Origin of the sequence: Paenibacillus intestini (assembly GCF_030803945.1) — a bacterium.
Classification (GTDB): domain Bacteria; phylum Bacillota; class Bacilli; order Paenibacillales; family Paenibacillaceae; genus Paenibacillus; species Paenibacillus polysaccharolyticus.
Genome location: NZ_JAURUN010000004.1, coordinates 184,751 through 206,325, shown reverse-complemented (window position 1 = coordinate 206,325; position 21,575 = coordinate 184,751). Strand labels below are relative to the sequence as shown.

The 21,575-nt window shown below is 48.0% G+C and carries 15 protein-coding genes; 9 read left to right on the top strand and 6 right to left on the bottom strand.

Going from position 1 to position 21,575, the window contains the following annotated elements; genetic code table 11:
- Positions 1-230: 230 nt before the first annotated feature.
- Together J2T16_RS14190 and J2T16_RS14185 are read left to right on the top strand one after the other, a co-directional pair.
- Positions 231-1,220 carry a LacI family DNA-binding transcriptional regulator gene (locus J2T16_RS14190; RefSeq protein ID WP_090924177.1) on the top strand — a complete coding sequence of 330 codons (990 nt, stop codon included), beginning with the start codon at positions 231-233 and terminating at the stop codon, positions 1,218-1,220.
- A 302-nt stretch (positions 1,221-1,522) separates the two neighbouring features.
- Positions 1,523-4,921 carry a GH36-type glycosyl hydrolase domain-containing protein gene (locus J2T16_RS14185; RefSeq protein WP_499018547.1) on the top strand — a complete coding sequence of 1,133 codons (3,399 nt, stop codon included), beginning with the start codon at positions 1,523-1,525 and terminating at the stop codon, positions 4,919-4,921.
- 118 nt (positions 4,922-5,039) lie between these two features.
- Here the strand turns inward: J2T16_RS14185 and J2T16_RS14180 are convergent, their stop codons facing one another.
- Positions 5,040-6,179, bottom strand: a complete 1,140-nt coding sequence (locus J2T16_RS14180; protein WP_090924179.1) for a methyltransferase domain-containing protein — start codon at positions 6,177-6,179, stop codon at positions 5,040-5,042.
- Between the two features lie 356 nt (positions 6,180-6,535).
- On the opposite strand from J2T16_RS14180, the gene J2T16_RS14175 reads away from it, so the two are divergent.
- On the top strand, positions 6,536-7,033 hold the full coding sequence (locus J2T16_RS14175) for a GNAT family N-acetyltransferase (RefSeq protein ID WP_090924180.1): 498 nt from the start codon (positions 6,536-6,538) through the stop codon (positions 7,031-7,033).
- 52 nt (positions 7,034-7,085) lie between these two features.
- Positions 7,086-7,874: an SDR family oxidoreductase gene (locus J2T16_RS14170; protein ID WP_154984485.1), complete on the top strand. Its 789-nt coding sequence runs from the start codon at positions 7,086-7,088 to the stop codon at positions 7,872-7,874.
- A 141-nt stretch (positions 7,875-8,015) separates the two neighbouring features.
- Here J2T16_RS14170 and J2T16_RS14165 read toward each other — a convergent pair whose 3' ends face one another.
- The 3 genes from J2T16_RS14165 to J2T16_RS14155 all read right to left on the bottom strand — a co-directional run bounded on the left by J2T16_RS14165 (position 8,016) and on the right by J2T16_RS14155 (position 10,144).
- The gene (locus tag J2T16_RS14165) at positions 8,016-8,984 is read right to left on the bottom strand and encodes a LysM peptidoglycan-binding domain-containing protein (protein ID WP_154984486.1); all 969 of its coding nucleotides are present in this window, start codon (positions 8,982-8,984) and stop codon (positions 8,016-8,018) included.
- Positions 8,985-9,303: 319 nt separating this feature from the next.
- Positions 9,304-9,852, bottom strand: a complete 549-nt coding sequence (locus J2T16_RS14160) for a GNAT family N-acetyltransferase (protein WP_154891995.1) — start codon at positions 9,850-9,852, stop codon at positions 9,304-9,306.
- Positions 9,853-9,886: 34 nt separating this feature from the next.
- Complete coding sequence (locus J2T16_RS14155; protein WP_090924184.1) at positions 9,887-10,144, bottom strand: DUF2164 domain-containing protein; 258 nt, start codon at positions 10,142-10,144, stop codon at positions 9,887-9,889.
- A gap of 282 nt (positions 10,145-10,426) precedes the next feature.
- Between J2T16_RS14155 and J2T16_RS14150 the strand changes: the two genes are divergently transcribed.
- Positions 10,427-12,199, top strand: a complete 1,773-nt coding sequence (locus J2T16_RS14150) for a glutamine--tRNA ligase/YqeY domain fusion protein (protein ID WP_221791680.1) — start codon at positions 10,427-10,429, stop codon at positions 12,197-12,199.
- Positions 12,200-12,978: 779 nt separating this feature from the next.
- On the opposite strand, the gene J2T16_RS14145 is transcribed toward J2T16_RS14150, so the two are convergent.
- The gene (locus J2T16_RS14145) at positions 12,979-14,217 is read right to left on the bottom strand and encodes an MFS transporter (protein WP_499018617.1); all 1,239 of its coding nucleotides are present in this window, start codon (positions 14,215-14,217) and stop codon (positions 12,979-12,981) included.
- 198 nt (positions 14,218-14,415) lie between these two features.
- Here J2T16_RS14145 and mobA point away from each other — a divergent pair, with 198 nt between their 5' ends.
- On the top strand, positions 14,416-15,060 hold the full coding sequence (gene mobA, locus J2T16_RS14140; RefSeq protein WP_499018545.1) for a molybdenum cofactor guanylyltransferase: 645 nt from the start codon (positions 14,416-14,418) through the stop codon (positions 15,058-15,060).
- On the opposite strand, the gene J2T16_RS14135 is transcribed toward mobA, so the two are convergent.
- Positions 15,030-16,001 carry an AraC family transcriptional regulator gene (locus J2T16_RS14135; protein ID WP_499018544.1) on the bottom strand — a complete coding sequence of 324 codons (972 nt, stop codon included), beginning with the start codon at positions 15,999-16,001 and terminating at the stop codon, positions 15,030-15,032. The genes mobA and J2T16_RS14135 overlap by 31 nt on opposite strands.
- 225 nt (positions 16,002-16,226) lie before the next feature.
- Here J2T16_RS14135 and J2T16_RS14130 point away from each other — a divergent pair, with 225 nt between their 5' ends.
- The 3 genes from J2T16_RS14130 to J2T16_RS14120 all read left to right on the top strand — a co-directional run bounded on the left by J2T16_RS14130 (position 16,227) and on the right by J2T16_RS14120 (position 21,485).
- Complete coding sequence (locus J2T16_RS14130; protein WP_499018543.1) at positions 16,227-18,233, top strand: beta-galactosidase; 2,007 nt, start codon at positions 16,227-16,229, stop codon at positions 18,231-18,233.
- 358 nt (positions 18,234-18,591) lie between these two features.
- The gene (locus tag J2T16_RS14125) at positions 18,592-20,388 is read left to right on the top strand and encodes a sensor histidine kinase (protein WP_499018541.1); all 1,797 of its coding nucleotides are present in this window, start codon (positions 18,592-18,594) and stop codon (positions 20,386-20,388) included.
- Positions 20,385-21,485: a response regulator gene (locus tag J2T16_RS14120; RefSeq protein ID WP_499018540.1), complete on the top strand. Its 1,101-nt coding sequence runs from the start codon at positions 20,385-20,387 to the stop codon at positions 21,483-21,485. Before J2T16_RS14125 ends, J2T16_RS14120 begins: the two co-directional genes overlap by 4 nt.
- Positions 21,486-21,575 lie beyond the last annotated feature (90 nt).

Here is a 21,575-nt window from a genome sequence, read left to right as displayed (position 1 = left end):
GTTGAGCATGAATTATTTTTTTGGAAATACCTCGAAACGTTTCGATTCATAATTGAAATGGTTTAGAAACAACTAAAGATTTATAATAATAGTACAACCATAACATACTTTAGAGGTACCCTGAAACATCATCTCAAAATATATGCATCACAATGAATAGTAACTATAATGGAACAGAGAACAGGACGAAATAGTCATGGACGAGTGAAGCAAGAAGGGGCGAACTAGGAATGGCAACGATCAAGGATGTGGCAAAGCTGGCGGGTGTAGCACTCTCCACTGCTTCCTATGCATTGAATGGGGACAGCAAGGTTAGTGCCAAGACCAAAGCCAAAGTGCTTGAGGCAGCACGGGAACTGAATTACCGTAAAAACGGCTTTGCCATGGATCTGAAACGGAGCCGGACCAATACCATCGCGCTAATCTTGACAGACTTGTCGGGACCTTATTACTCCGAGTTGATTCGTAGTGTGCAGGATGTGGCGCTGGCGAACGGGTATGACCTGATTGCGTGCAGCTCGATGGGTGGAGGGGATTCAACGGCCGTACGTTTTTTGCGTGAAAAAAGAGTGGACGGAGCCGTTGTTCTGGCTCATAACATCGATGATGATATCCTGGTTCAGTCTGCCGGGTCGCGATTCCCCATTATTGTCATGGATCGACAGCTATCTGGCGATCATCTTGTTAGTGTACTTGTGGATGGAGAGCAGGGAGGATATCTGGCGACTCGCCGTCTAATTAGAGCGGGGCATGAGAATATTGCTTATATTAGCGGACCGTCCAATTCCTATGATAATGCGCTACGTTACCAGGGGTATCTCCGAGCGATGCGGGAAGCAGGACTTACCGAAAAATCCAAGTGGCGTTTAAACGGCAATTTTGTGCGCGAGGGCGGTTTCAGCGCGACCAAGATGATGATTATGCAGGGAGAGCTGCCGTCAGCTGTGTTTTACGGAAACGATGAGATGGCTATAGGTGGACTGAAGGCATTTGAAGAGAGCGGTATTTCGGTGCCGGGAGATGTTTCCGTTATTGGATTCGATGATATCCAGCTGTCTGAATATATTCAACCACCGCTGACCACGATTCGTCAGCCGAAGCATGAGGCGGGATCACTGGCCGGGCATCTGCTGTTCCAGATGTTGAATGGAGAGAGTGTTAATCCATCCTATACATTAACGATTGATCTGGTAGAGCGCGGGTCCGTGGGGTCTCCTTAAGGTCGAGAGTAGGAAATAAGGTTACCGAGTTTGCATCATGGTATGTAATATTGGTGGCAACTGGGGCAGTAGATGCAAAAGGCGGAGCAAGTATTCATCACAGCAAGACTTGGCTAAGATGGATACATAACGACGAGAAGTGTGATCTGTAAGTGAACACAATGTGTTACTTGTATTACAGCATGAGGGTTATCGTTGGAACGGGTCGGGAACGACCGGTTCAAAGGGAGCCCTATTCTTTTTCAAAAATATCGAAACGTTTCGATTTTAAGTCGTAAACTAATTTAAGGAGTGATAGAGAGATGGCAACAACTATGAATGAAACGATTCGTCTGGCAGCCGGAGAAGTCACATTTACTTTTTTGAACAGTGGAGATTTGTATCAAGCCACTTCCGGCTCAACCATGCTGAATCAACTACTTAGCAACCCGATTGATGGGTCTTTGAATAATCTATACCTGCGTGTATACGGAGAAAATGGGGAGATCCAATCGTTCCCTCTCCTCGGCGTGCATTCCGGTAGCCAAGTATCTACGAGCAAATTACATGCAGACCGTCAGCTGATCTGGACAGGCAGTGTGCAACCGAACCCTGCAGGACAGGCGATCCAGTATAAAGTTGTATTTACGCTTGCCCCGCAAGGAATCTGGTTCTGGGATGTGAAAATTACAGGACAACAGCAGCGTGTTGATGTGGTGTATGGACAAGATGTGGGACTTGCTGATCCGGGCGCAGTACGTAGTAATGAAGCCTATTTGTCTCAATATATCGACCATACGGTATTTGAAGATGATGCAAAAGGTTATGTGGTATGTTCACGTCAGAACCAGCCTCAGGGCGGAGTTTTCCCTTATATGCAACAAGGCTCCCTCACCAAAGCAGTGGGCTACTCGACGGATGGATTCCAGTTCTTCGGACTGTCTTACAAAGAAACCAATCAACCTGAAAGCCTGAGTCGTCCGTCTCTGGTAAACGAAACTTACCAATATGAGTTTGCTTATACTGCACTGCAATCTGAGTTGTTGGAACTGAACGGTGAGGCACAGGTTGTTTTCTACGGACTGGCGAAGCCTAACCATGCATCGGGTATTACCGCACTGGAGTATGGAGATGAAGTTGCAGCAGCATGGAACGAAGTACAGGCTTTGAACGCAGAACAAGGTGAAGTATTTGAACAGGTGAAACTTTCCTCGTCTCTGGGTGAGCCACTGGCGGCACTGGATCTGACGCAGGAAGAGATTAACCAGCTGTACCCTGACCGTCATCAGGAAGAACGTAGCGGGGATCAACTGTTATCCTTCTTTACCGAATCTTACGAGCATATTGTATTGAAAGCCAAAGAACTGCTGGTGGAGCGTCCACACGGACATATTCTGATGAGCGGCGGTAATGTAAAACTTGGTGCACAGGTTATTACAACCACCTCGTATATGTACGGAATGTTTAACTCACAGCTTGTCATTGGTAACACCAATTTTAATAAAATGATCAGTAATGCCCGCAATGCTCTGAACGTGCCAAAAACGGCCGGACAACGCATCTATGTTGAGATCGATGGGCAATATCGTCTGCTGACGATGCCGTCTTTGTTCGAGATTGGGTTTAACTATGCTCGCTGGATATACAAAATGGAGTCCGATACACTCATCGTAACGAATTACACCACGACGCATGCTACAGAAGTACGCATGAATGTGCGCTCTACAAGTGGCAAAGCTTATCGTTACCTGGTGACGAACCAGATTACGATGAACGTGAATGAGTACGAATATCCACTGCACATGACGCAGGATGGTAACACATTGATTTTCAAAGCGGATTCGAAGTCCCTGAGTGCAGGAACGTATCCTGAGCTGGAGTACCGCATGACGGTTGAAGGTGCCTCTGTACAAGCCGGGGACGAAACACTGCTCGCCAGCGGTGTTCGTAGTGGTGCTGCTTCACTTGTAACGTTAAGCTTAGAAGAGACTGCGGAATGGACGCTGAAGGTTCAGGGCATGCTGGAAAGTCAGGTGACTGCTGGTGCTGACACAGCAACTTCTACTCTTTCTTTTGAAGAAGAAGTGCAGGCATACCGTGAGTTCTTTGCAGGTGTCATGAATGGTTTCCGCTTGTCCCGCGGGGAGAGCCAGAATGCGGAAGATCTGTTCAAAGTTAATGCCCTTGCTTGGTGGTACACGCATAATATGCTGGTTCACTACTCAGTACCTCATGGTCTGGAGCAATACGGTGGTGCGGCATGGGGTACGCGTGATGTGTGCCAAGGTCCGGTAGAGTATTTCATGGCCACTCAAAAATATGAGCAGGTTCGCGATATCATCAAAATGGTGTACACACACCAATACAAAGATGATGGTAACTGGCCGCAATGGTTTATGTTTGATAAATACTTTGCGATTCAACAAGAAGAGAGCCATGGCGATATCATCGTATGGCCGCTGAAAGTGCTGGCAGATTACCTTACTGCGACACGCGATTATGCCATTCTGGATGAGAAAGTGCCTTATACAGTTAAACACAGCTTTGGATTCACAGAAGAGACAGCAACCGTACTGGATCACGCGAAAAAAGAGATCGAGTATATCCGTGCACACTTCCTGCACGATACGTTCCTGTCCTCCTATGGAGATGGAGACTGGGATGATACCCTGCAACCAGCTAATGCACAACTCAAGCAATACATGGTGAGTAGCTGGACGGTTGCCTTGACGTATCAGTCCGTGAACGTGTTATCACAGGCGTTGAAGTCCAAAGACGAAGCTTTTGCGCAAGAGCTTGCCGAACTGGCACAGGGCATCCGCGAGGATTTCAACCGTTACATGCTGGGCACAGATGTAATTCCAGGCTTTGTGTACATGGAAGAGGCAGATCGGGCGAAGCTGATGCTGCACCCGACAGACACCGAGACTGGTATCCAATATCGTCTGTTGCCAATGACACGCAGCATGATCGGCGAACTGCTGAACGCAGAACAGGCTGAGTCACACTATGCACTCATTCGTGAACAGTTCCTCTGCCCGGATGGCGTACGTCTGATGAACCGTCCTGCGCAATATGCTGGCGGTGTGAGCACACACTTCAAACGTGCAGAGCAAGCATCCAACTTCGGACGTGAGATCGGTTTGCAATATGTGCATGCCCACATCCGTTACGTGGAAGCGATGGCGAAGCTGGGTAAAACGGATCAAGTGTGGAACGGTCTGGCGATGATCAATCCGGTGGGGATCCGTGAGGTTGTGCCTAATGCAGAGATTCGCCAAGCGAACGCGTACTTCAGTAGTTCGGATGGCAAGTTCAACACCCGTTACGAGGCACAGGAACATTTTGACCAGCTTCGCAAAGGGACGGTAGAAGTGAAAGGCGGATGGAGAATCTACTCCAGCGGCCCTGGAATCTACATGAACCAGTTGATCTCGAATGCACTCGGTATTCGTCAGGAAGGCGGTAATCTGGTCATTGACCCGGTACTGCCAGCTGAGCTGGATGGCATGCAATTCGAATTCGAATATGCAGGCACGCCGGTGACGTTTATCTACCACCTGAATGAGAAAGCTGTCAGCCGTGTAACGGTGAATGGCAAAGACGTGGCTGGTGAGCGTACAGTGAACCGTTATCGTGAAGGCGGGGTATGCATCTCGCTGGATGCGTTCAAAGAAGTAAGCGGCACGGCTGAGCGTACGATTGTTGATATTTATATGTAAACTAGTCATTGCTGTCCTCTCTAGCGAGACCAGCAATAAGAGCCAACCTCCTTTCGGAGAGTTGGCTCTTTCCTATATCATTCGTGTTTCGCTGGAGGTTGTTGTCAGATACCTGCTATTATAGCGGAACCGCAAGTACGGTATGCAATAATTCATTATGACGGACATGTTTGGTCTCGTAGCCCAGGTGAGTCAGACGGCAGTGTAATTCGTCCAGCAATGGGAAATGGCGCTCGTGCAAAGCGCGTTGTTGTTCCTTGTCGCCTGTGACCTTGGCATGTCGTAGGTAAGCGTCACGATGGGCGGAATCCCTAAACATCAGGTCGGTGAGACAGATTCTGCTCGTGCCGCTGGTTTTGAGCACACGCTGGATTTCTTCCAAAGCGAGCTGTTGCTGATCCGGACCCAGATGATGGAAGGCGAAGCTGGATACAACAAAGTCGAAGGATTGATCGGCAAAAGGCAAGGCCAGAAAATTACCAAGCTTCACCTGCATCTGAGGATACTTGAGGCGGCATGTTCGCAGCATTTCCCGTGATTGATCGATCCCGGTCATGACAGCACCCTGACGCAGCATTCTGCCAGCCAGATTGCCTGTCCCAGTGCCAATGTCCAAGCCAGTTTCTCCAGGCTGAGGAGCAATAGACTGCAAGGTCTGTTCTAATGCTTCGTCGTAATTACGGTATAGGTTAAATGGCTTGTCTGCTGTTGTTTGTACGTGGCCTAAGGACGCAGTCGTGGATAGGGTTGAATCTGCTTGTGGAGTGTAATCCTCTGTATCTGTCATAGTTTGAACCCGCTGATCATGGATGGCCGCTTGTTTATCATAATTCCAGCGGTCATGCCAGTTCTGCCTTGCTTCCCGCAGTCTGCGTGCACTGCCAGCCAGATCATGCAGGTGGCTGACATCCAGCGCCCCGTCCTGACGGTTCAGGTCGATCATCCGCTGGGTTGTATCCATCATACGTTTTAACTCCACCCACTGGGCGTACATCACCGCTTGCTGCAACTCCAGATATTCCTCTAACCCCTGCTGGTTACCTTGATCTATCTCGGCGAGCGCGTGAGTAATATCCTGCAAAGACATGCCAATTTCGCGTAGCGCTGCTATTGTCTGCAAACGCCAAATGTCATTTTCCGTATAAGTGCGGTATCCGTTGCTGACCTGCTTGGCAGGCTGAATTAACCCTTTTTCCTCATAAAAACGAATGGCTCTTGCGGAAATCCCCAGCCGGGAAGCGGCTTCTTTGATATTCAACCGGATGTACCTCCTTACCTTATTGAACCGTATCTATAAGTATTACCATGGAATCAGTATAAAGTATGACGTTACGGCAAGGTAAATTGATTTGTCGAAGTCCATGGTTATCTGCTTTTTTCTGCTGGGTCCAGAAATTAGAGGGCATCGGCTATGCTAGCAGGCAAGTTGTAGTGTGCTCTAATCTTTCATGATTTGGTCAAACGAAGGTGGAATTTTAGTCCTCCCGGCGGCTATGCTACAATAGATAACAGAATAAAGAACATGATAAAGATAGCGTAATCAAGCTAGGGAAAAAGATATTTAAATGAAGCGAATCAAAAAATTGAATGAAGATATCGAAAGGTTGAATCAGCATGTTCACCAGTCATACGTATCAAATCCGTGCTTCCGAGATGAAGGATGCAAACCAGCTAATGGAGCTGGATATGCTGGTCTGGAATGCATCCACCTCGCCTGCACCGATGCAATGGAGATCCAGACAGCAGTATTTGCAATATTGTCCTCCTGGCAGTCAGCTCATTGCGGTACAAGAGGATCAGGTATGCGGATACGTGGGCTTCCATCCCCCTACGGGGATGCCAGTGAATCGGCATGTCTATGAAATCCATATTGCTGTTCATCCGGATTTTCGCCGCTCTGGTGTGGCAACAGCTCTAATGAAAGCGATGAAGCAACACGCGCTGGAGCAGGGCATTCGTAAGCTGAGACTGCGTGTATTATCCAGCAACCCGGGAGCGGTTGCCTTCTATGAGCAATGTGGGTTTATAACCGAAGGCAGGCTTGTATCTGAGTTCCGAATCGGTGGCAGGGATGTAGACGACATTTTAATGGCTTATTTTATTGATGCCTAAACGGTTAGACGGATGTGTAGGGGAACAAACTTTGCTTAGGGAGGAATACACAATGGATATGGGACTTCGCGGTAAAAAAGCACTCGTGCTGGCCTCCAGTCGAGGCCTGGGCAAAGCGGTTGCGGCACAGCTGGCACTGGAAGGTGCGGATGTGATGTTGGCCAGCCGAAGCGGGGACAAGCTCGCTATCGTCAAAGAAGAGTTGCTTGCACTTGGCGGCGGAGGATGTGTCGAATATGTCGCAACGGATGTAACACGCAAGGAGGACATCGCGGCACTTATTCAGGCTACAGCAGAACAATTTGGCCAGATCGACATTCTGGTTAACAATTCTGGTGGCCCGCCTTCCGGTACGTTCGAGTCACTGACCGACGAGGACTGGGAGCGTGCATTTGAGCTAAACATGCTTAGTTATGTCCGGCTGATTCGGGGTGTGCTTCCATATATGAAGGCAAACGGAGGACATATTGTCAACATTGCCTCCACATCGGTGAAGCAACCCATTCCGGGTCTGATTCTATCCAATACGTTCCGGACGGGTGTGTTTGGTCTTGCCAAGACGCTCTCTCAGGAGCTTGCACCTTACGGCATACTGATTAATACCGTAGCCCCTGGACGCATCGCAACAGATCGGATTCGTGAGTTGGATACGGCGAGGGCAGAACAGAATGGAGTCAGTGAAGACGAGATTGCCGAGCAGTTCCGCAAAGAGATTCCGCTGGGGCGTTATGGACAGCCGGAGGAATTCGCCAAAGCTGTCGTATTTCTGTTGTCTGGTGCCAACTCCTACATTACCGGAACATCATTAATTGTGGATGGTGGCATGGTGCGCGCGCTCTAAAGGACGATGTACCTGATAAACATTAAAGCCCCTCCTTCACCGCTGCTGACAGCGTGGGAAGGAGGGGCTTGGCATGGGAATCATCCTGCAGGATGCAGAGACAGGTGAGATTCCACGTACGATTTGCTTGCTAACGGTTGGTTATGCAGGATCTTTACTAAGATCAGAAGTGCTCGTACCTGCCTGATCTGTCGTGCCTGCTTTGTCTGTTTTGTCGTTCTCTGGCAAAGGTTTAACTGGGGTGCCAGACTCGTCTTTCAAACGAGAGCCATGGTGATGCTCGGGCCGAACGGATGGGCGTTTGCCATTAACAAGGTCTGTGATGCGCTGGGTTAGATCGGCAACCCGTTCATCATACTGAGCCTGTGTAATTTTCCCGTCTTTCAACTCTTGCTGCAGATCGGCCGTTCTATCGGTTGCAAGCTGCTGAATAAGGGTTTGCACGTTTACCTTCTGGGCAGAGGCAATGGCTGCGAGGGTATCCCCTTTTTTGAGTGATGAAGTTAATTCATTGGTGGTCACTCCGAGTAAAGACGCGAGCTTGTCCAGGTTGCGATCGACTTCAGGGCCAAACCCCCGTCCAGGCAAACCCATTCCAGGCACAGAATGTTCTGGTTTTTTCGCGCGTAATGCGGATGGTTTTTCGTTTACCAGTTCACTCACGCGCTCCGTAAGAGCGGCCAAACGTTCATTATATTGGGTTTGTGTAATCTTGGAGTCGGTAAGCTGTAGTTGCAGTTCCTTTTTCTCCGTGGCTACCAGTTTATCAATGAGCGTCTGTGTCTCAACCTTTTTTGAGGCAGCAATTTCAGCAAGGGACTGGTCTGCTTTAAGAGCTTCTTTCAACTCATCTTTGGTGATGCCGAGCACAGAGAGAACTTCTTCAGCATGAGGCCCGAACCAAGGTCCAAGTCCTCGTTCCGCTTCGCCAGGTGGTTTCAATATATGGGACCCCATCGGGGCAGTGCGTTTGTTTTGGAGTGCATCGGATGCTTTCGCTGCAGGGTCTGCATGAACCGCAGTTGTTGCCACCAAGCCCCCGCCAAGTGCAAGTGTTAAAGCTAAAGCGCTGGTTACTTTGACTGCCTTTGATGTTGTGGTTTTCTTCATCCGTGATCATCCTTCTTCCTTGAATAGAGTTTGTGGTTATACAGCCACAACGCTATCTTAGGCACCGAGCATGAAGCAGAGATGAGTTCAACCTTAAGGGGAAGTAAAAAATGGTGTCCTAACCACAAATACCCCTCATCTATGGGACATGTGCCGTCACAGACGAAGGGCAAGCGGATTAGGGTGATGTATGATGATAAGGTATTTCAGTGTAATGAAGTGTATTTTGATTTACGTAGATAATTCAGTTAGTTGTGATGTAGTTTTGTTTATGAAAATGTTATATCCGTCCGTTTCATGTCCATTATGTAAGGCTGTTTTATCGCAAAAGTTCCCATTCATGCTGTAACATGCCGTATACTGCATGATTTACGTATCCCTTAGGCAGCTTTTCCGCCTGGCGAATGACACCCTCAAGCACGAAGCCAAGTCGTTCCGGAATAGCACGGCTACGTTTGTTGTTGGTGGCACAGCGAATTTCGACCCGATTCAGATCCAGTGTCACGAGGGCGTAATCCACTAAGACACGGCAGGCACTGGTCATTAGGCCTTGTCCTTCGAAACCTTTACCAAGCCAGTATCCGATGCTTACGGAACGGCTTGTCCAGTTAATCTCGTGGAAACCGATGATACCTGCAAGTTCTCCTTTTAACCAGATGCCGGCTGTGAAGCCGCCGTTCTCCGCAGCTTGTTTTAACGCGTTCGTAATAAAGCTCGATGTATGTTCCATGTCGGTCACCTGATCTACCCAAGGCAGCCAATGTCTCAGTTGATCCCGGGAACGGTCCGTCAGTTCGAACAGCGGTTTGGTGTGCTCCATCAAAAGCGGGCGAAGCTCTGTATATTCATCCAATGAATAGGTAAACATGATTGCAACCTTCTTTCTTTATATAATAGGTAGATTAGCGGGGAGGCCGGGGCAATTTGCGCTCCAGAGCAAACAGATCTTCTTCCATGGAGGCCATGCGCTGGTTTACCGTCGTGCGTGCGTCACTGAGTGCCTGATTATATATGTAGGGAGCAAGCTGTGTCATAAACAGGTCGAGGACGCCCCATGCTGCCAGATCGCCCAATTCTTCGCCGCGTTCCTCTTCAAAATACGACTGGATCGTGCGAATGGCTTCATCCTGCTGTTCTTTGGTCAGTTTTAGCGCGTTCACTTGGGAAACCCTCCCTTAAATTTAGTTTTACTCATATGCTACATGATTCGTGCGAACTCGTCAAAATGGTATTGGGCCTAACTTGAATCGGGTAGCGTGTGCGTTTGATCCCGATTTTCATGTTGTTATTTATTGAACTCCTTCCCCGTTAAAGGTATATTTAAATGAAACGCGTACGAAACTTTCCATGAAAGAAGATATTTTCAGGAAATGGTTTCGTCATTAAGGAATTTTACCCGGAATTGCTGTACTATTGTACTTTTTGCAAGCTCCAATCCATTCATGAAAGGTTTGATAACTGTGGACAACCGATTCACAACCCCACCTAACTTTATTAAAAATATCATTACCGAGGACCTCCGGTCGGGCAAAGTCCAGGAAGTTATTACCCGTTTTCCACCGGAACCGAACGGTTATCTGCATATTGGTCACGCGAAGGCGATCTGGATCAACTTTACGCTGGGCGGCGAGTTCGGCGGCAAGACAAACCTGCGCTTTGATGACACGAACCCGGTGAAGGAAGACGTGGAGTACGTGAACTCCATCCAGGAAGACGTGAAATGGCTCGGATACGAGTGGAACGAGAAACGTTTTGCCTCGGATTATTTCGATGAGATGTACAACCGTGCGGTCTTGCTTATTCAAAAAGGTAAAGCCTATGTCGACGACCAAAGCGCCGACGAAATCCGTCAAATGCGCGGAACGCTGACCGAGCCGGGCAAAAACAGCCCGTACCGCGACCGTTCGGTGGAAGAGAACCTCGACCTGTTCACACGTATGCGTGCAGGCGAATTCAAGAACGGAGAAAAGGTACTGCGTGCCAAGATTGATATGGCTTCGCCTAACATCAACCTGCGTGATCCGGTCATCTACCGTATCTCTCATGCACATCACCATAATACGGGCGACAAATGGTGCATCTACCCGATGTATGCATTCGCACACCCGCTGGAAGATGCCATTGAAGGTGTAACACACTCTTTGTGTTCTCTGGAGTTTGAAGATCAACGTCCATTCTATGATTGGGTTGTTGCAGAGTGTGAGATGCAAAGTCAGCCGCGTCAATACGAGTTTGGCCGCCTGAACCTGTCACAGATGGTAACGAGCAAACGTAAGCTGAAGTTGCTTGTGGATGAAGGCCATGTCGATGGCTGGGATGATCCGCGTATGCCAACGATCTCGGGTTTGCGTCGCCGGGGGTACACACCGGAAGCGATTCGTGATTTTGTATTCGAAACAGGCATTTCCAAAAGCCAAGGCGTGATCGATCTGCAAACGCTGGAGCACTTTGTTCGTGAGGATCTGAAACTGAAAGCTCCGCGCACCATGGCTGTCCTGCACCCGCTCAAAGTGGTTATCACCAACTATCCTGAGGGACAAGTGGAGTGGTTGGAAGCCGAGAATAACGTGGAAAATCCGGAGATGGGCAACCGCCAAATTCCGTTTTCCCGTGAGATTTATATCGAGCAAGACGATTTTATGGAAAATCCACCGAACAAATACTTCCGTTTGTTCCCTGGCAATGAAGTTCGTTTGAAACATGCCTACTTCATTAAATGTAATGACGTGATCAAGGATGCGGATGGTAATGTTGTTGAGATTCATTGCACATATGATGTAGAAACGAAGAGCGGCAGCGGCTTTACAGGCCGCAAAGTCAAAGGCACGATTCACTGGGTAGAGGCAACTCAAGCGGTACCCGCAGAATTCCGTTTGTACGAGCCGTTGATTTCGGCGGAAGCGCCGGAAGCGGAAGCAGAGGCCGAAGTGGTTGCTGCTGTAGCAGGGGCTGAGATTGAGGCCGATGTGACTGGAGCTGGAGCAGAGACTGCCGAGCAACCGGAAAAAACGTTCCTGGATCAGCTGAACCCGAACTCTCTGGAGATCGTTCACGGCTTCGTGGAGCAAGAGATGAAAGAAGCGAAATCACAGGACAAGTTCCAATTTTTCCGTCACGGTTACTTCAGTGTTGATCCAAAGCACTCCGAGCCAGGCCGTCCCGTATTCAACCGGGTTGTATCGCTGAAAAGCTCATTCCAATTGCCGAAGGCATAAGGTATAAAGTAGATACAAGAGGATATGGGATGAGGTAGACGTACAAGAGCGTGAGATAGACAAACAAGTGAGTGGGATAGACAGACAAGAGCATGAGATAGACGTGTAATAGTAGCGTGGGCATGGGACAGGGGTGGTTGCTAAACCAACGTCAGCCACGACATTAATTCACCCGTCGAACGCTTGAAGGGTTTGGTTAGAGCACGAAGTTTCGAGATTAGTAAGCTGCATATGCATTAAAAAGGGGCGCTCCTTCATCCTTAAGATGACGGGACGCCCTTTTTGTGTTTTTCGATATAGAGGGGATGTCTTCCTTATATTATGCAAATTACTCTAACGATCACAGGGAACGCTATTTCCCTACTATTCGGCACTTCTGAATTCTAACGATCCGTACGGAGCTTATTTCCTGAAAATGTAGTCTTTTCACCCTGTTTTCCCCGGTTTGAATGGAAATAAGGCTTCTGGTGATCGTTAGAATATGAAATGACTAAAAATTGCACAGATAAGCTTCGTGGTGATCGTTAGCGGTTAGCCGCGAGAGTTACCACTAATTTTTCACAGGACTGTTCCATTGTCTGCAGGAATCATTACGCAAAAACTGAAGCTTCATTTGTTCAATGACTTCTCAGCTATTCCTCAACTACATCCTCCATCTACTTACCTCATTTACTTACCTCATTCAATTACTTCATCTACTGAACTCATCTAGCTCGTACTGCGAATTTCCCAGCACGCAGTGCTCTGCTTCATGCGAGGGTGGTCAGCCACATCCCCACTTACTTGTCTTCATCCATATTGCCCATCTCGGTCAGCACCGTTGGCTGGTACCCATTACGACGGTTCCACAGCCACATGATGGCAAAGCCAGCAGCGCCGATGAGTGAAAAGAAGACACCGATGTTGTACATTACCTCTGCACCGAAGCTCTGGAATAGCCAACCGCCAAACAGCCCGGCAATGACGCCGGAGAGACCACCCCAAGCCATCGTATACACCGCTTGCCCTGAGGAGCGGTAAGGCCGTGGAATAAACAGCATCGTCAGTTGTGTGCCCACATAGAAATAACCGCCAAAGGTGACCGAGTGCATGAGTTGAATAAAGACAACCTCCATCGGGTTGTTAGCCAGCGCCATGAGCTGCCAGCGAAGAGCAAACAACAGGCTGACCAGAATCAGAGAGCCCAGTAGTATGCTCATCTTGCGTTTCAGTAACCGATCCAGCAACAGGAACACACCCACTTCGAGAATAGAGGATGTGAAGATGGCCCAGCCGACCATCTGTTTGTCGCCGCCCATCTCTACAATATAAAGAGACATAAATGTACTGTTCATGGCATTGGGTACCGAAACGAGCACCCCAAGACCGATAAAGATCATAAAATACGGATTAAACATCACTTTGCCGAACCGCCGAAACGTCACAATCGGGGTATCAGAAGCAATGGGCTGCCTTGGCAAAAGTACAGAGAATACAAACGCTACTGCAATCATGCATGCAAAAATAATGGACACACTGCTAACGCCAAAACGGTCAATAACCGGCCCGGCAGCAACTGCAGTCAGCGCCCAACCCAGAGAGCCCCAGAGCCGAAATGACCCGAACTTCTGACCTGTACCGTCGATATAACCGAGAATCAGACTGTTGGTCTGAGCAAATAACGGACTTTGGAAAAAATAAAAGAAAATCATGGCTACATAGATCCAGGCATATGAGGGCGCGTAAAATACACCCTGTGCAAGCACAAAGGTACCTCCCATCATCATCATCAGCACAATGCGAATATTGCGCGATTTATCGCTCCAGAATCCCCAGAACGGATTGGCAAACAGAGATACAAAAGGACCGATGGCCATCAGGCTCCCGATCTCCAGTTTGGTCATACCAATCTCTTGAAGATAGAGCTGCAAGAATCCGGCAAAGATCGAAATGGCTCCATAGATGAAAAAGTTATATAGTTTCAGAGAGGTCAGCGAGGTTGTGCCTCTCACAGGTGCAGATCTGTCCAATTGAGCCATTCCTTTCCGAATCAAAATCATATTGTTCAATGTATCATTTGTTGAAAGGGGATTCAACGTATAGAATATATGAATTAAAGGTATATCCTATCCCAGAACGGATGCAACGGAATGTATAATATGGATATGTGCTTTATAAGTTCGGTGTAATATTGCACGAATATATAACTCAGGTTCTTACGGGAAGAGGAGAGCGTTATGGACGCTGAAAAATGGACAGGCATTATATTGGCAGGTGGATTATCCAGCCGAATGGGAACGAACAAAGCACTACTCGAACTGAATGGTTCAGCCGTGTTAACTCATATAAACAATGCGATCAGACCCACCGTATCCCGAATTTTAGTTGCAACAGGTTCGAGTGAAGCGATCTACAGCGCACTGGGGGATAAGGATTTCGAATGCGTACAGGATGTTTACACGGGCAAGGGGCCACTTGCGGGGCTCCACGCAGCACTCAGTGCCTCCCAGACAGAGTGGAATCTGCTCAGTGCCTGCGACATGCCGCTTCTGCAAACCTCTTTTTTCAATGGAATGAAGAGGCTCGCAGTACAATATCCAACATACAATGCCATCGTTCCGCGAGTAGAAGGGCGCATTCATCCCCTTGCAGGGCTTTACCACAGACATGTGCTTCCCGAGCTAGAACAGTGCCTTATTCATGACCGGTTGCGTGTCATTCGCTGGCTGGAAGAGATCGATTGCCATTTTTCCGAAATAGACGAACTGGAGCAAGTCGGTATTGAACATCCCGCACTACAACTGAGCAATATGAATACTCCCGAGGAATTCGAAAATATACGAATTCGTTTTCAGCGTTTCGAGTCCCCCTCTGGAAGTTGAGAAAATGGATTAAGGCTATCTTCTGCATGTTGATTTCGATAGAGAAGAGGGCTTTGGCCCGTCCAGCGTTTGAATTGTCTGCTGAAATGAGACAAATGGGTATAACCAAGTTTGATGGCAATCTCCCCAAGCGAAAGATCAGGTTGCTCGATCAACACCTTGGCCTCTTGCAGTTTCAGGCTGGACAGGTAGGCCCGCGGAGAATGACCAAATACTTTGCGAAAAACTTGTAAACCATATCCCGGACTAATGCCAAACGACGAGATGATCTGCTCGACTTTGACTGAAGATACATTGCCGTCCCGTGATCGTAACTGGGCATGGAAAGCCTGCTTGATCGCTTCAGCGATCGCTCCTGCGTAATGCATGGCGGTCGGAGCAGGGGCATGAGCAACATCCACCGAGATCGTGGATTCGGGTGTATTCTCTGCTGCTTGAGATAACAGCGCAAACAGTTCGAACATCCGTGCTTGCATGAGTAATTTGTCTGTGGACGAATAAGCCTCGGCCGTATTAATCATGCTCATCCAGCTTTCAAGTACGGCTTTTATTTTCATATTATCTCCCGTACCGGCGGCATAGATTCTGCTTCGCTGAGACATGAGTTTTAAGGTGAATACCGGATCATCCACGTTAAAATGTGCGCTAAAATAGGTCATGCCTTCCGCGGAGATACATGCATTGGTATGTTTGAATCCTGGCGGAATGAGCAGGATCGAGCCTTCGTCTACCGTATACGTGTAGCCATGAATCACACTCTCCTGCGTTCCCTGAATGATCAGAATGATCTCAAAGCCCGGATGTGTCTCCTCAGGCATAGCCCACCTATATGGAACTTGCTGGCTATGAGCGCCATAAAATTTGATGTTACAATCGATAATTGGAAGCCAGTGAGCCAGCGTATGGTATGGCATCTCTCGAAGCTGCGAACGGATATCCATGACATTCACCTCGGAAAAGGGTAAAAAATACTCGCCTTGTGCCATCGGCACTATGCATGTACTTCATTATAATCAGTTTAACGCGGACATCCTAATATATCGGGATATGCAAGCGTATCAACAGATATTAAACAACGAATAAAACGATACTAGCATTAATGTAAACGCTACCATTAGAAGCGGGAACATGTCAACTTACCTTATGCACTCAAAGGAGACTATTTCATGGACAAATTATTATACGGCGTAGCCTATTATGATGAATATATGCCATATGAAAGACTGGACAAGGACATTCAGATGATGAAGGATGCTGGGATCAATGTCGTACGCATCGCCGAATCAACGTGGAGTACCCATGAACCGCAAAACGGTGTGTTTGATTTCACTTCCGTCGATCGGGTGCTGGATGCGATGCATGCGGCCGGAATTCATGTCATCGTAGGCACACCAACGTATGCTGTTCCGACGTGGATGGTGAAGGAGCACCCGGACGTGCTGGCAACAACCGCACAGGGACCTGGAAAATATGGAGCAAGACAGATTATGGACATCACGCATCCGACGTATCTGTTTTATGCAGAGCGCATCATTCGTAAGCTGATCTCACGCGTGAGCAAACATCCGGCGGTTATCGGATATCAGACAGATAATGAAACCAAGCACTACAACACAGCTGGAGACAACGTGCAGTTACAGTTTGTTAAATATATGCGGAACAAGTTCAGCTCCCTGGACGAGTTGAACAAGGAATTTGGACTGGATTACTGGAGTAATCGGATCAATAGTTGGGAGGACTTCCCTTCCGTTGTGGGTACGATTAACGGTAGCCTGGGAGCTGAGTTTGCCAAGTTCCAGCGGCAATTGGTCACGGATTTCTTGGCGTGGCAAGTTGGGATTGTTAATGAGTACAAACAGGAAGGCCAGTTTGTTACCCAGAACTTTGACTTTGAATGGCGCGGGTATTCCTACGGCATTCAGGGGGATGTGGATCATTTTGCAGCATCCCGACCTTTTGACATCACCAGTGTAGATATCTATCATCCTTCCCAAGATGAGTTAACCGGCATTGAGATTTCGTTCGGAGGAGATGTGGCGCGTTCCACCAAACAATCCAACTACCTTGTTCTGGAGACCGAAGCACAGGCCTTCTGGCACTGGGTTCCTTATCCGGGCCAACTGCGATTACAGGCATTCAGTCATCTGGCTTCCGGAGCAAATATGGTGGCCTACTGGCATTGGCACTCGCTGCACAATTCGTTTGAGACCTACTGGAAAGGCCTGCTAAGCCATGATTTCGAATCGAATCCGGTGTATAACGAAGCGCAGACGATTGGCCGCGATTTTGCTCGCCTGAGTCCTAAGCTGGTGAATCTGAAGATAACAAATCGGGTGGCTGTACTGTTTAGTAACGAGGCGTTAACCTCCATCAAGTGGTTTGGCTTTAACTTTACCAGTGACAAGAACTACAACGACGTTGTGCGCTGGATGTACGATGAGCTGTATAAAATGAACATTGGCTGCGATCTTATCGATCCTTCCGTGGAGAGTTATGCAGATTATGATGTGCTAGTGGTGCCTGCTCTGTATGCTGCTTCGGATGCATTGCTGGAAAAATTAAATCAATTTGTACAGGACGGCGGACATATCGTCTACTCGTTCAAAAGCGGTTTTGCCAATGAACACATCAAAGTTCGTTCTACACGTCAGCCCGGACTGATCAGTGAAGCATGTGGCATTAGCTACAACTTGTTTGTTGAGCCAAAGCATGTTGGGCTACGCGATGATCCATTTGGCGTAGGTGAGGAGCATAATCAGGTACACACCTGGATGGAGCTGATTACGCCGACGACTGCGGAGGTGCTCGCTTGGTACGATCATCCACATTGGGGAGAGTATGCGGCAATCACGCAAAATAACTACGGTAAAGGCAAAGCAACATATGTTGGCTGTTATACGAGCGCTGCCGTCATTCGCAAGGTACTGGAACGTGTGATGAAGGACGCGGGTGTATGGGGAGCGGATCAGGAGCTTGCTTTTCCAATCATTGTGAAGACGGGTTTGAACGATCATGGGCATACCATCCGCTACTATTTCAACTATGCGGATGAGCCGGTTTCCTTCAAGCACGTGCACGGCGAAGGGACAGAGCTGTTATCGGGAGATTCGATTGCTGCTGGGCAGGAGATCAAGCTGGAACGATGGGGCATACGCATTATCGAACAACACTAGGGAATAATAGTGCAGATTTTAAGTTCCCAAGGAAAATAGAAGATTTTGAATTGTTCTTTTACACTTTAACGGAGAGGACAGAAAAAATCTGAAAAAGCGAAGCGTTCGCCTAAAAGCTTTCTGCAAGAAAGCTCCATCGGAAGCATACGCTTATCACCGGATTTTCCCTTTTGGAAAAAGGAATCAAAAAAATCTGGGGATAACAGCGATTGAAAGGTTATTCTGTCATCGGAGTGGCCTGTGTAAAATCTTGGTTCAACATTCACTTCATATTTTCCGAAAAAAATAACAAGACCATGGCGCCCTCGGCTTTGATGCTAGGGCGTTTGTCTTATTTTAGCTCAGGAGTGGATGCGCTGTGTTTAACGAATTATACCGTCGGCTGATAGACCCTTTCAAGCGCAGCATTCGTAATAAATTGATACTGACCATGACCCTGGTCGCTGTACTGCCAGTCATTGTGATAACTGCGGTAGCCGCGGAGAATGCGCGTTCCTCCATGGAAGCCGAGGTTATGGATACGAACCGGGTCAATATGAATTGGGCCTCTGTCTATCTGGCAGAACAGTTTACCCGCATGAATAATATCATTTATTCCATTCAGATCAGTGATGAGCTACATCAGTATTTGGCGTTGGGCCAAGAAGCGCCTGCTTCCAGCCGTTTTGACGAACAAAAGGCTGTTTTTAATATGCTGAACAGTGTGTACTATTCTGCTGGCAATTATGTGTTTGGGGTCGAACTGTACTTGAAGGAGCAGGACACCCTGTTCACCTTCAATTCTATGGAATCCCGAATTAAGACGGTTGCGGATATTCCGCAAGGGTATCATAAGCTTTTTACGGAGCATAAAGACTTTACAATTATCAATGATCCGGTAGATCCGCAAAAGTTCCATATGACCCGCAGCATGAACCGCTTTGAGGATCAGGCTCAGATCGGAGCAATCAGTCTGGAGATCAAGTGGGCCGAGTTTAACCAGACGCTTGAACTGCTCGACAGCAGGGGAGCTTATACCGCCTATATCGGAGACAGTTCAGGTCATCCGGTATATCAGCCGAACTCCTCCATCCAGCCATCGGATGAAGCGTTGAAGCAGCTGAGCGAAACGAAGAATAACGCGGGTTTTATTCGTACAGCACAGGAATATATTTTCTATCACGATATTGAGTCGACAGGGCTACGGGTGATTAAAATCGTACCGGATCATGTCATTAACGAGAGTGCACTGGAAACGATGAAGTATGGGCTAGTTGTGGGCGGAGTGGCAACGGTCGTGTCTGTTGCTCTGGCGGCACTGGTCGCTTGGCGAACCTCTAAACCTATTGTCAGACTGGCGAATTCAATGAAGGGTATCCAGTTGATCAAGGATCGTAAAGTAGAGCGTAGCGGACGAGTGGATGAGATTGGCCTACTGGAGAAAAATTTGCACGGTATGGCTAGTCGAATTCGGGAGCATATCCGGGATAACTATTTGATGAATCTGGAGAAACAGACAGCCGAGCTCAAAGCACTACAATCTCAGATTCATCCCCACTTTCTGCAAAATACATTACAAATGATCGGTGGCATGGTCTATTCGCAAAAGCCGGCAGATAGCTACAAGGTGATCCGAGCATTAAGCGAGATGTTCCGCTATATTGTACGGGCACCGGACGGCCTTGTCCCTCTGCAATCCGAACTGGATCAATTGGAGCATTATATGCTGATTCAGAAGCAACGTTTTGCCACCCGGCTTGAATATAAGCTGGAAATTACGGGAGAACTCCGAGAGTGTTATATTCCGAAGTTATCCTTACAGCCTATTGTAGAAAATGCATTTTTGCATGGGCTGGAGAAAAAGCCTGGGGAGTGGAAGCTAGGCATCGAAGTGCTCTGTGATCCACAGCAGGGTAGGGTGAAGATTCAAATTTGTGATAATGGCATGGGTATGGAGCCGGACAGGCTCGTAGAGATGCAATCCAAACTGGAACGCATTACGCGGTATACCGATCGGGTATGGAATTCAGGCACGAGTATTGGACTGCTCAATGCCGCATCACGAATGGTGATGCATTTTGGACCCGATTACGGTATGCGTATGGAAAGTAAACTTGGGCAGGGAACAAAAGTGATCGTAACGATCCCCTGCACAACAGGAGGCGAGCCCTTGTGAGCAAGGAGATCTATAGAGTGTTGCTGGTGGATGATGAGCCGTGGAATCGCGATATTTTACGTAATCTTGGTGAATGGGATGAGCTCGGCTTGGTTGTCTGCGGTGAAGCAGAGGATGGAGAACAGGCGATACAGATGGTCAAGACGTTGCAACCTCATCTTATTATTACGGACATGCGTATGCCTGGATCGGATGGTGTCGAGCTGATGCAGACGCTGAGCAGTCAGTACCCGGAGATTAAGGTCGTTGTGGTGAGCGGTTATGATGATTTTAATTATGCTAAACATGCTCTGCGATATCGTGCAGCTGATTATCTGCTGAAACCGGTGAATCCGGATGAACTAAATGCTACGCTGGCGAAATGTAGTCATGAACTGGATAAAGCTGCTACGGCACCAGAAGTGTGGGAAGCTTATCCGGCTTCATTCGCGGGTGAATTCTCTCTGTTCCAGCAGCAAGCACGTCTGCGCTTCAACGACTTGAACCTGACGAGCCTGCGGGAATGGTTTCATCAATTAGAGCAGAAGCTGGAACAAAACGAGGTTCGCAGACCTCGCCAGCTTGGGCGTGCGGTTTATGAGCTGCAGAATATACTGGACGAGCTATGTGTGTCCAATGGGCTGTTTGATCGTCCGGAAGAGGGAATATTGCCTCCTGCATCAGCGCTGGGTTCGATCCGGGCGGCTGTGGAATGGATCTCCGCTTCCTATTATCAGGCGCTGGAACAATTAATTGCCCAGCGTAAGTATAAGAACAAGCTCAACCTCGAAGAGGTAAAGCAATATATGCAGCAACACTGCATGGAGATGATTACGCTGGAGCAGCTTGCCCAAATATTTTTTGTCAGTAAGGAATATTTGAGCAAAGCTTTCAAGAAAGAATATGACGTGAACGTGACCGATTATGTGGTTCAACTTCGGATGACCAAGGCCAAAGAGTGGGTGATGGATGATCAGATTCCATTCAAACATATCGCCGAGATGACGGGGTATGAAGATGTGTCCTACTTCTATCGGGTATTCAAAAAGCACTTTGGTGTGTCACCCGGAGAGATGCGCAAAGGCCAGCATAAGTTGCCTAACCCATTCCCCGAATGAATCATTCGGGGAATGTTGCTTGAATTAAGGTTTAAAATAATCCAATGGAAGAGTCTAATTTTGTCCAATGAAGCGCTTACATTTTGCGAT